This is a genomic window from Halorubellus litoreus, from assembly GCF_055378595.1.
Map to the genome: position 1 here is coordinate 179,753 of NZ_AP043834.1, position 11,416 is coordinate 191,168.

General features: G+C 68.2%; 6 protein-coding genes and 1 pseudogene. 3 read left to right on the top strand and 4 right to left on the bottom strand.

Going from position 1 to position 11,416, the window contains the following annotated elements; all coding sequences use genetic code 11:
- Window positions 1–69 precede the first annotated feature (69 nt).
- Together ACZ48X_RS00815 and ACZ48X_RS00820 are read right to left on the bottom strand one after the other, a co-directional pair.
- Window positions 70–1,287: a CBS domain-containing protein gene (locus ACZ48X_RS00815; protein WP_336351476.1), complete on the bottom strand. Its 1,218-nt coding sequence runs from the start codon at window positions 1,285–1,287 to the stop codon at window positions 70–72.
- Window positions 1,288–1,497: 210 nt separating this feature from the next.
- Window positions 1,498–2,142, bottom strand: a complete 645-nt coding sequence (locus tag ACZ48X_RS00820; protein ID WP_336351475.1) for a phosphoribosyltransferase — start codon at window positions 2,140–2,142, stop codon at window positions 1,498–1,500.
- Between the two features lie 230 nt (window positions 2,143–2,372).
- Between ACZ48X_RS00820 and budC the strand changes: the two genes are divergently transcribed.
- From budC to ACZ48X_RS00835, 3 genes and pseudogenes are all read left to right on the top strand, one after another.
- Window positions 2,373–3,104, top strand: a complete 732-nt coding sequence (gene budC / locus ACZ48X_RS00825) for a meso-2,3-butanediol dehydrogenase (RefSeq protein WP_336351474.1) — start codon at window positions 2,373–2,375, stop codon at window positions 3,102–3,104.
- Window positions 3,105–3,303: 199 nt separating this feature from the next.
- Window positions 3,304–3,742: pseudogene (locus tag ACZ48X_RS00830) on the top strand (DUF2267 domain-containing protein).
- A 92-nt stretch (window positions 3,743–3,834) separates the two neighbouring features.
- The gene (locus ACZ48X_RS00835) at window positions 3,835–4,260 is read left to right on the top strand and encodes a universal stress protein (protein ID WP_336351472.1); all 426 of its coding nucleotides are present in this window, start codon (window positions 3,835–3,837) and stop codon (window positions 4,258–4,260) included.
- A 57-nt stretch (window positions 4,261–4,317) separates the two neighbouring features.
- Here ACZ48X_RS00835 and ACZ48X_RS00840 read toward each other — a convergent pair whose 3' ends face one another.
- A complete protein-coding gene (locus ACZ48X_RS00840) occupies window positions 4,318–5,289 on the bottom strand; it encodes an AAA family ATPase (RefSeq protein WP_336351471.1) in 972 nt (323 codons plus the stop codon).
- A gap of 109 nt (window positions 5,290–5,398) precedes the next feature.
- Window positions 5,399–11,329 (bottom strand): S8 family serine peptidase, encoded by a 5,931-nt coding sequence (locus ACZ48X_RS00845; RefSeq protein ID WP_336351470.1) that lies wholly within the window; start codon window positions 11,327–11,329, stop codon window positions 5,399–5,401.
- Window positions 11,330–11,416: the final 87 nt, after the last annotated feature.

The following is an 11,416-nucleotide window of genomic DNA, read 5'->3' on the forward strand; positions in this document are numbered from 1 at the left end:
TCATGGTAACGTCCTCGAACGCCTCGCTCTTAGAGGTACGTCCTGGATTCCGCCAAGGAGTGGCTTTCCTCACTCCTCGAGCATCCACCCGAAGCGCTTCTCCCAGAACTCCTCGCTCGGCGGTTTCTTCGACCGACCGTACGTCTTGTCGTCCCGGATCTGTCGTTCGAGGACGTCCCGGGCCTCGTTCAGCGCGTGGGTGGCGCCGTAGCCTTCGCCGGACGCGATGAACAGCCCGTCGTCGGTGTAGAGGCGGATGCGCGCGAGCAACAACGGCGTCCCGCGGTGGGTCTCGTCGTGCTCGTGCAGGTGGATCTTCGCGTCGAGGACGCTCGTGCCGCCGTCCATCGCGTCGAACTTGTCGATCATCGCGACGACGTCGTCGTACTGGACGTCGTCGAGGAGGTCGGTGCCGTACACCTGAACCGCGCGAGAGCCGCCGGCCTCCCACGTGAGCGCGTCCAGGACGTCCGTCTTCGTGACGATACCGTACGGGTCGCCGTTCTCCGTGACGACGAGCGACGACCCGTCCACGTCGAACATCTCCGCGACGGCGACGTCGAGCGTCTCGTCCGGGTGGATGGTCCTGACGGGGGACACCATCACGTCGCGGACCGGGAGGTCGAGGACGCGAGCGCGCTCGCCGTCGCGAGCGCCGAACCCGCCGCCTCTGGACCGACCGGCGCTCACCGCTATCTGGCCACCGGTCGCGTCGGTGCCGCCGGCGTTCCCGCCCTGACTACGGGTCTCCGCGCGCGTCGTCACGTCGACGACGTCGTAGAGACTCAGGATGCCGACCGCGTCGTCGCCGTCGACGACCGGGAGGTGCGTGAACCCGTGCTCGCGGAGGACGGAAAGCGCCCGTCCGAACGTGGCGTCGGGGCCGACCGTGACCATGTCACTGGTCGCAGCCTCCCGAACGGTCGCGGCGTCGAGGAACGGTTCGACGGCGTCCAGGACGTCGTCGACGGTGACGACGCCCGCGAGGTCGTCGCCCTCGAAGACCGGGAGGAGTCGCGAGTCCGCGTCGATCATGAGGCGGGCGACCTTCCGGACGTCCTCGTCCGGCGCGAGCCGGGGGACGTGCCAGACGAGCGACCCGACCTTCTCGTCGGGCGGGTGATGCGAACTCGCGAGCTGGCGTCGGGTGACGACGCCCTCGAAGGCGTCGTCGCGGACGACGACGCCCTTCACTGCGGGGTCCTCGAATACCCCGACGAGCCGGGAAACCTCGTCGTCGGGTGCAAGTTCTACGAAGTCGGTTGAGATGATGTCAGCGATGTCCATGGGCTTTTGTCCGTTACCGCGGGCGTTCGTGAACGATACCTCGGTCCGCGTGACCACACCTAGCGGTAGGGGCGAGACGTACAAGAAATCGCTCGTCGTTCCCGCGCTGTGAGAGCGTGCGAAGGTCGTCGGTGGGGCCGACGGAACCCTCCTGACTGGCGGGGTTCGACGCGAGACCCGTCGGGTGACGCCACCCCCGCCGTGGACTCGTCAGTCGTGGTCGTCGAGGTACGCGAGCGCTTCCTCGTCCGAGACCTGCGTGAAGCGCTCGTAGAACTGGCCGACGCCCTGGAAGTGGCGTGGTTCCGCGAGGCAGACGACGTCGTCGGCGTGCTCGCGGAGAGCGCTCGCGGTGTCGGGTGGAGCGACGGGGACCGCGAGGACGACGTGGGCGGCGTCGCCGTTCCGGAGTTGCTGGAGGCACGCGCGGACCGTGGACCCGGTGGCGACGCCGTCGTCGACGAGGACGACGCGCTTCCCGGCGACGTCCGGTTCGAGGTCGCCCGCGCGGTACCGTCGCGCCTTCTCGCGGGCGGCGTCGACCTGCCGGTCGCGTTCGCGCTCGAAGTACGCCTCGTCGACGCGACCGTCCCGGAACGCCGCCTCGTTCCGCCAGACGCTCCCGTCGCTCGCGACCGCGCCGATGGCGTACTCGGGGTTCCCGGGCGCGCCGAGTTTCTTCGCGACGACGACGTCGAGCGGCGCGTCGAGCGCGTCCGCGACGGCGCGACCGAGCGGGAGCCCGCCGCGCGGAATCGCGAGGACGAGGTCCGCCTCGACGCCGCGGTCGCGGAGTGCCGCGGCGAGCCGTTCGCCGGCGTCGGTTCGGTCGCGGAATGGAGGAATCCCGTCCATACGCGTCACTTCGGTAGACGATACCTTGGAACATGGGGTCGGCCTCTACGGGGACCACCGTCGGGTTCCGGACACGACCAGCACAACCCACGACCAGCACAACCTTCGAGGCGTCGGGCACGCGCTGGGGGAGACGATGGACTGCGGCCATGACGGCACGAGTCAAGTCCTGCGAGTATCGGGGCAGTCACTATGCCGCCACCGACCGTATACTCGCGTGGAGAGACCCCATGCAACTCGAAGGGAAGACGGCGATCGTCACCGGCGGTTCGTCAGGTATCGGATACGCGATCGCGTCGGCGTACGTCGACGAAGGCGCGAACGTCGTCGTCGCGAACCGGAACGTGGACGACGGGGAGGCCGCAGCGAACGAACTCGGGTGTACGTTCGTTCGGACGGACGTCAGCGACTACGAGCAGGTCTCCGCGCTCGTTGACGTGACCGTGGAGGAGTTCGGCGCGCTCGACGTGATCGTGAACAACGCGGGCGTCGGGAGCGAGTCGTCCGTCGGCGACATGACGCTCGAGGAGTGGCATCGCGTCGTCGACGTCGACCTGAGCGGCGTGATGTACGGGACCAAGGCGGCGCTCCCGCACCTCCTGGAGTCCGAGGGGTTCGTCGTCAACGTGGCGTCCATCTACGGGCTCGTCGGCGGGCGAGGCGCGGCGGCGTACTCCGCGGCCAAGGGCGGCGTGGTGAACTTCACGCAGCAGGTCGCGGTCGACTACGCCGAGGCCGGCCTGAACGTGAACAGCATCTGTCCGGGGTTCGTGGAGACGCCGATGACGTCGGAACTCCTCGAGTCCGACAGGTTCTACGAGATACTGCTCGACGAGACCCCGATGAATCGACCGGCACAACCCGAGGAGATCGCGCCGCTCGCAGTGTTCCTCGCATCGGAGGGCGCGACGTACGTCACGGGAGCGAACATCCCCGTCGACGGCGGGTGGACCGCACACTGACGGGAAGCGTCGACTCCTGGTCGCAACGACGCCACCAGTCGGTCGGCGAGTCGCATTACCTCGGAACAGCCGCTATGTGGCGCGCGGTCGAACGTCGACAGACGTCGCCGCCCAGCGCTGGCGGCCCGTGAACGTTCCAGTCGAGCGGTCGTCGCCCGTGGCGCGCCGGAGCCGGACCGACCGACATTCAGTGATATCCATGAACTTCGACGAATTCACCGGCGAAGTACAGCATCGACTCGAGCTTCCGGGGACCGGCGAGACGGTTCGCGCGATACGCGCGACGCTCATCGACGCTCGGTGCTCGCATCCCGAAGGACGCCGCCGAGGACCTCGCGGCGTCCCTCCCGATGGAGATAGACTGGTATCTCGCGGGCGCACCCGAGGAGCACGGCCAGCGGTTCGACTGGTCGACGTTCGTCGCGCGCGTCGCCGAGATAGAGCGCGGCGACGGGACGGACGCGGCGTACCACGCCCGACTGATCGTCGACCTCGTCCACGACCTCGTGCCCGAATCCGACTTCCAGCAGCTCCGCGACCAGCTCCCCGAGAGCGAGGACGACGAGAACTGGCGGGAGCTGTTCGAGGTCGTCGACGGCGGCGGCTGGCACGAGACCAGCGGCGCCGAAGCGACGTGACGACCGACGGTTACCGACCAGTCACCGACGCGTGATTCTCGGCGCGCGGAATCCAGCGGCCGAGTTATCCAACGGCCTGTCGTAGTGGACCTATGAGTACCATACTCCTTGCGACCGACGGGAGCGAGTACGCTCGCGAAGCGGCGACGGAAGCGATCGAGCTCGCGGCCGCGGGCGGACACGACCTCCACGTCCTCTGCGTGGTCGACGAGCGGAAGTTCGACGAACCGGCGCTGAGTTCCGGCGAGCTCGCGACGATCTACGCGGAGGATCACGCCGACGTCAGCGTCCGCGAGGTCATGCGGATGGCGGACGCGAGCGACGTCGCGGTCGACGGCGACACGCGACGTGGCACGCCACACGAGGTCATCCTCGAGTACGCCGACGAGGTGGATGCAACGGTCGTCGTCGTCGGCGAGCACGGCGACCACGACGAGCACTTCTCGGGCGTCGGTCGGACCGTCGACGAGCTGTCGGAGCGCGAGGTCCGCGTCGTCAAGGCGTCGCCCGCGGAGTGACCGTCGCCAGCCGAGCGGTCGTCGCCCCGCGAGCGCCGCCAGGGAACGTCCGGCGCGTCAGCGGCCGGTGACGTTCGGGACGTCGACGCTCTGGAGCGCGCTGTCGACGACGTCGGCCTTCGTGACGCCCTGGATGTTCGCCTCGGGCGTGAGGACGATGCGGTGGCGCATCACGGGATCGGCGACGAACTTCACGTCGTCCGGCGTGACGTAGTCCCGGCCGGCGATGACGGCGCGAGCGCGCGCCGCCTCGAAGAACCGCTGGATGCCGCGCGGCGACACGCCGATCTCGGCGCGGTCGTCGACGCGAGTGGCGCGCGCGACGTCGACGAGGTACTCGCGGACGTTCCCCTCGACGTGCACGCGCTCGGGGACTTCCTGGAGCGCGCGGACCTGTGACTTGTCGACCGCCGCGTCGATCGTCGGCATCTGCGTGAAGCGGTTCGCGCGCCGGTCGATGAGTTCGAGCTCGCCGTCGCGGTCGGGGTACCCCATCGCGGTCTTGATCACGAACCGGTCGCGTTGCGCTTCCGGCAGCTCGAACGTCCCCTCCTGCTCGACGGGGTTCTGGGTCGCGATGACGAAGAACGGGTCCGGGAGCTCCCGTGTCTCCCCGTCGACGCTCACCTGCTTCTCGTCCATCGCCTCCAGGAGCGCCGCCTGGGTCTTCGGCGGTGCGCGATTGATCTCGTCGGCGAGGACGACGTTCGCGAATATCGGCCCTTCGTTGAACTGGAACTCCTGGGTGTGCTCGTTGTAGACGTGCGACCCGGTGATGTCGCTCGGGAGGAGGTCCGGCGTGAACTGCACGCGATTGAACGACAGCCCGAGCGCGTGCGCGGTCCCTTGCGCGGTGAGCGTCTTCCCGGTTCCCGGGACGTCCTCGAGGAGGACGTGCCCGCGAGCGAGCACCCCCGTGAGGACGGTTTCGAGGAACGCACGGTCCGTGATGACGGCCGCTGCGATTCGGTCGATGACGTCACCGGCGTACGCGGCCGCGTCGGGGACCGACATGTCGTCCGTTGGCATCGTGTACGTATCGGCGGTAGTCGCGTTAAAACGCTTTGGCGAGGACCGACCGCGTCCGACGCGTCGTCTCCGCGAATCCACGGAAGCGCGGAAGCGGGTTCGGCGCGGGCTAGTCGCGAGAACGCGCGATTGCAGCGGTACCCGCGAGGAGTGCAACGAGCGCGAGCAGGACGCCGAATCCGGGCGTGGAGCCGCTTCCGGAGCCGTCACTGCTGGTGCCGTCATCCGCCGTGCCCGTGCTCGGAGTTGACTCGTCCGTCGATGCGGCCGCGGTCGTGCTCGGATCCTCGCCCGCAGCCGTCGTGGTCGAGGGCTGCGTCGTCGTGGTGTCCTCACCGTCGCCGCCATCGCCATCATCGCCGCCGTCGCCGCCGTCGTCGGCGCCACTCACCGACACGAACCCGGCGCGCCGGCCGTCGACGGACACCCGGAACGTCCCGGTCTCCTCGAACGTGTGCGTCATCGTCACCGTCCGCTCGGAACCGCCCGTGATGGTCACGGACTTCTCGGAGACCTCGGTACCGGAGACCGAGAGCGTCACGGCTTCGGTCTTCGTCGCCGTGTGCTCGTTCTCGTACGTCGCCGTGACGGTCACGGATTCGCCGACCGCGACGTCGGAGGCGGAGACGGTCGCGCTCTTCAGGACGACGCGCGGGTCGTCCCCGCCGGCGCCGCCACCACCGCCACCACCGCCGCCACCGCCGCCGCCACTGGCGTTCTGGACGACGACCTCGCGAGCGGTGACGTCCTCGTTCCCGGACGCGTCCGTGACCGTCAGGAGGACCGAGTAGTTCCCGGCGGACTCGAACCGATGCGTCGGTGCCGCCCCGGTCGCGTCGGGCTGACCGTCGCCGTCGAAGTCCCACTCGTAGGAGTCGATGCGGTGATTGTCCGACGTATCCGTCGCGTCGAACGCGAACGCATCACCGGGCGCCCCCGACGTGCTGTTCACGTCGAAATCAGCCGACGGAAGCGTCTCGTCGACGACCGTGAGCGTCGCGTTCGCCGTCGCCGCGTTCCCGGACGGGTCGACCGCCCGAATCGAGAGCGTCCGCGTCCCCACCCACGTCGCGTTCACGACCGGGTTCGAGACGTTCGCCTCGTACGCGCCGTCACCGTCGAGGTCGTACTCGACGGTCGCGACCTCGTGCACGTCCTCGTACGTGAGCGTGCCCGGCGACACCGTCTCGCCGTACTCGACGGTATCGTTCTCGAACCCGAGCGAGACGTTCGGCGCCTGCGTATCGGTCACGTTCACTTCGACGTGCTCGACGTCCACGTTCCCGTGGGCGTCCTCGACGACGAGATAGTAGTTGGGGTCGCCCGGCGAGTCGAACGTCACGTTGACGACCTGCCCGACCGCGCCGTCGTGGTCAGCAGTCTCAGGGTCGGTATTCACCGGGTCCTCCGGGTGGTTCCCCGGGTACCACGTGTACGACTCGATGACCGTGTTGTCGGTGGACCCGGAGGCATTCAGGACGACGGTCTCGCCGACCTCGTACGCCCCCTCGGTACCCGTGACGGACGCGTTCGGGGGGATCGTGTCGTTCACCATCACGGTCTGCGTGACGGTGCCGACGTTCCCGGCGTCGTCGACGACCGCGAGCGTGACGGTCGTCTCGCCGTACGTCTCGAAGACGTGCGTCGTCGTCGCGGTCGTCGAATTCGCCTCGAAGACGCCGTCGTCGTCGACGTCCCAGCGGTACTCGCTGATGGCTACGTTGTCGGTGGTGTTCGATGCGTCGAGGGTCGCGGACCGGTTCGCGTTCAGGACGCCCTGCGGCGAGAACGTCGCCGCGGGCGGGAGGTCGTCACCGACCTCGACGGTCCGGTTCGCGGTCGCTCGGTTCCCGGCCGTGTCGACGACCGTGACCGAGACGTTCTCCGGGCCGAACTCGTCGAAGACGACCGTGACGGTCGCGTTCGTCGTGTTCACCGTGGTCCCGTCCTCGAACGACCACGCGTAGTGGTCGATAGCGCCGTTGTCCGTGCTCGGCCCCGCCGAGAGCGTGTCGTTCGCGGACACGTTCACGATACCGGGGTCCGCGATGGCGGCGGTCGGCGCCGCGTCGTCGACGACCGCGAACTCGCTCGCGGTCGCCGTGTCCGCGTTCTCCTGTCGGTCCACCACGGTGACCGACGGGGTCACGTTCCCGGCGTGGAGGTACGTGTGCGTGTACGTCGAGTCGTTCGTGACGGCTTCGAACGCGCCATCGGCGTCGGCGTCCCAGCGGTACTCGACGACGCCAGTGTTATCTGTCGAGTTCCCGGCGGCGAGTTCGACGGGCGTCCCGTTGACCGTGATGGGACTCGTCGCGTTCGTCGTCACGTCCGCGACCGGTGCCACGGTGTCGACCACGTGCACGGTCCGGGTCACAGTCGCGGACTGTCCGGCGGTGTCGGTCGCGGTCAGCGACACCGTGTACGCGCCATACGAGTCGAACGTGACGTTCGTCGACGGCCCGCTCGCGGTCTCGCCGTTCACCGCCCACTCGTAGGCGTCGATACCGAAGTTGTCGGTGCTGTTCGTCGCGAGCAGCTCGACGGACTCGTCCTTCGGGAGGCGGTCGACCGAGTAGCTCCCGTTCACGGACACCCGCGGCGTCGGCGGCAGGTCGGTGACGCGCACGCCGTCGAACGACGTCGTCCGCATCTCGTATCCGAGCGTGTTCCGCGCGAACACCGCGACGTCGACCGAACCCTCGTAGGGACCGACGTTCGTCGTGGCGCGGTACCGGTCGGTGCCGGGCACGCGCTCGGCGTCGAGCGCCGTCCACTTCCCGCCGCCGTCCCACGAGGGAACGGTCGTCGCGTTCGCCGTGCTGACGAGGACGACGACCTCGCTGACGGTCGAACTACCGGGGTCGGTGACGGTCGCTTCGACCGTGAGGTTCCCGTTCGACGCGTAACTCGTCGCGTTCGTGCTCGGGACGTCAACGTCTCGGACCTGCGGCGGCGTGGCGTCGCCGTCGTCGTGGAGTCGCCCCGTGACGTTCGTGACGACCCGGGTCGAGACGTTCTGGTGTCCCTTCTCGGCGGTCATGTAGAACCGGAACGAGTCGTCATCCTCGTACTCGCAGCCGACGTTGACGTTCCCGTACGGTTCGTCGAAGCACTTCTCGCCGTCGACGTAGATGCGGATGCGTTCCTCGCCGAGACTACTGTAACGGTTGAGCAGCGGGTCCTCGTTCGACTGCGCGAGGAGTTTCACGATGAACGAATCCTCGTCGATGTGATCGAACCCGTAGAACCCCGTGTGTGGGTGGTCGAGCGGCCGGAGCATGACGTTCCGTATCTCGTCGAGGTCGGGGCGGTCGTAGAACTGCGTGGTGGTCGCCCACTTCGCGTCACCCTCGCCGCCGTCCCAGATGCTCATGCCGGCGTCCACGAAGGAGTCCGAGTAGTAGATGGTCTGGTGAACGCGATCACCGACCTCCCCACCGGCTCGCATCGCGCCGAACGTGTCGTTCTCGAACCGCGGTTCGAAGTACGCGATGAGCGGTTCACCTGGCTTGGTTCGCGTGTACGTCGCGTTGACGGAGTCGAGGTCGTCGCGGTCGACGGTGATGGTCCGCGGACCCGTGACGTCCTGGATGCGGTACGCGAGCGAGTAGAACCGGGGTGCATCGAACGTCTCTTCGGTGGCCGCGGTCTCGTTCGCGGGCACGAACGCGCCGCGGACCTCGACCGTCGACGCGCCCTCGGTCGCGACGTAGACCGTCCGGTTCTCGGTCCAGTAATCTTTCTCCGATATCTCGCGGTCCCACCCGCCAGCGTCGAACTTCAGCCAGAACTGCATGGTTTCGTTGACGAGTGGGCCGGTCTCGTTCTCGACGTCTGACGCGTCGAGCCGAACGGGGTCGGCGGTCCGCTCGTCGAAGTTCACGGTTAGATTGCTGCGCCCTATCTGTACCGTTCGCGTCATCATGATGGGCGTGTACTGCGCGCTCTCCAGGCTCCCCATCGTCGTCACGCGGTACTCTCCGGGGTTGACGACGTCGAACGTGTACGTGTCGTTCCGCATGTAGTCGTCGACGAACGGCTCGTGCTGTTCGGTCTCGTTGTAGTGGACGACGAGTTCGTCGTAGCCGTGGTCGCCCTCGGCACCTCGCGGCGTCTTGTCGACGGTGACGGTCGTCGTTCGCGCGAACCCGAAGACGGCCGTGATGTCGCCGTCGTCGAAGTTCACGCGACCGCCGTAGACGCCGAGCGGGACGGACGCGTTCACGGTGATTGCGACGGTCGTCGATTCACCAGGGTCGAGCGTGAGCGTGGAGACGTTCGTGGACGCTGCGACCGGCGTGCCGTCGAGGCCGGTCGCGTTCGTCGACACGTTCAGCGTGACGGCGTCGTCGCTCGGGTTGGTGACCGCGACGACCTTCGTGTGGTTCCCGCCGGACTGGAGCGTCCCGAAGTCGACGACGGGGTCCGAGACGACCGCGTCGGGGTCGACGGCGTCGGTGGCGTTCACGCGTCCCGCGCCCTGGTCGTAGGGCGTCTCGGCGTCGATGGGGTCGGCGGTCGAGGTGACTGCCGCTTTGAGTCGCTGGGGCCCCCAGTCGGGGTGTTCGTCCTTGACGAGCGCGACGACGCCGGAGACGACGGGCGCTGCCATGCTGGTCCCGCTCTTGGTGACGTAGTCGTCGGTGTTCCCGGCCTGGGAGGACGCGGTACTGACGACGTCGCTCCCGGGTGCGACGACGTCGGGTTTCAGGAAGTAGCCTCTCGGCGTGGGGCCGCGCGAGGAGAACGAAGAGAGGTCACCGTTCTTGTCGGTGGAGCCGACGGTGATGGCGTCCTCGGCGATACCCGGCGACCCGATGGTGTACCGGTCGTAGTCGTTGCCGGCGGAGATGACGACCGCGGTGCCGTTCGAGACGGCGTACTCGACGGCGGCCGTATACGGGTCGTTGGAGCGGACCTCGGTGGCGTCGCCGCCGAGGCTCATGCTGATGACGTCGGCGTCGCGGTCGGCGGCCCACTGCATCGCCTTGATGATGTCGGAGGTGTAGCCGCGACCGTCGGCGCCGAGGACGCGGCCGTTGAGGAGGGTGGCGTTCGGCGCGATTCCGGTGTAGGCGCCGTTGCTGGCGTCGCCGTCACCGGCGACGATGCCGGCGACGTGCGTGCCGTGCCCCTGCAGGTCCGCGGTGGTGTTCTCGTCCGTGAAGTCCTTCTCGGCGACGACCTGGTCGATGTCGGGGTGCGTGGCGTCGATACCCGTGTCGAGCACGGCGACGGTGACGCCGCTCCCGTTCACGTCGTAGTCACTGCGTGCGCTCTCGGCGTTCACGATGCTCGCCGCGTCGTCCAACTGGACCTGGTACTGGACGTCGAGGTGGACGGATTCGACGCGGTCGGTCGCCCGGAGTGCCGCGGCGGCGTCACTGGCGGCGCCCTTCTGGATGCGGCCGGCCTGCGCGCCGATGCTCTCGAGGGTCTGGTCGACGGACATCGCGCCGACGGTGCTCGCGACGCCGACGCCAGCGTCGTCGCCCGTGGCCTGCCGGCCGGTCGCGGCTTCGACGATGACGGGAAGCGCGTCGGTTTCGGCGTCGGTGAGGTTCTGCGAGATGAGGAGGTCGACGTTGAACAGCTGGCGGTCGAACGTCGAGAAGTCGGTCGAGGCCGGGTAGACGTACGTGCCGCTCCCGGTTCGGAGCGTCCGCATGTCGGTCTCGGCGTCGACGTAGTACTCGCGCGTCCCGTTACGCTCGGTGACGTGGACGGTCTGGCCGGTGACGAGCGTGACCTCGTAGCGCTCGGTGACCGATCCGTTCGGTCCCGCTGGGTCGTCCGGCGTGGGCGTCGGTGCGCGGTCCGTGAGCGCTCGCGGGTGCACGGACGGTTTGCGCTCCACAGTGGCGCTCGGACCGAGGCTGTCGACGGTGTTCGCAGCGGGCGGCCGGTCGTCGTCGGTGAGGCCGCTGCCTGCCGTCGGTTGGGTGACGGGCTGGGCGGCGGCGAACGGTGCGATTGTCCCGGTGACCGCGAGCGCGGTCACGAGGACGACGAGGAGTCGTCGTGGCGTCGAGTCCATCAGTAATGTCAAGCCCCCAATTGGCCAGAAAGTAAGTATGCATACATAAAACGGTTTCGTTCAGGGGTTAAAATTTGGATATTAATA

What these genes read in the sequence shown, in the direction of transcription:
- ACZ48X_RS00815 (WP_336351476.1), bottom strand. Translation starts at nt 1,287, where the DNA reads ATGGACATCGCTGACATCATCTCAACCGACTTCGTAGAACTTGCACCC.
- ACZ48X_RS00820 (WP_336351475.1), bottom strand. Translation starts at nt 2,142, where the DNA reads ATGGACGGGATTCCTCCATTCCGCGACCGAACCGACGCCGGCGAACGG.
- budC (WP_336351474.1), top strand. Translation starts at nt 2,373, where the DNA reads ATGCAACTCGAAGGGAAGACGGCGATCGTCACCGGCGGTTCGTCAGGT.
- ACZ48X_RS00835 (WP_336351472.1), top strand. Translation starts at nt 3,835, where the DNA reads ATGAGTACCATACTCCTTGCGACCGACGGGAGCGAGTACGCTCGCGAA.
- ACZ48X_RS00840 (WP_336351471.1), bottom strand. Translation starts at nt 5,289, where the DNA reads ATGCCAACGGACGACATGTCGGTCCCCGACGCGGCCGCGTACGCCGGT.
- ACZ48X_RS00845 (WP_336351470.1), bottom strand. Translation starts at nt 11,329, where the DNA reads ATGGACTCGACGCCACGACGACTCCTCGTCGTCCTCGTGACCGCGCTC.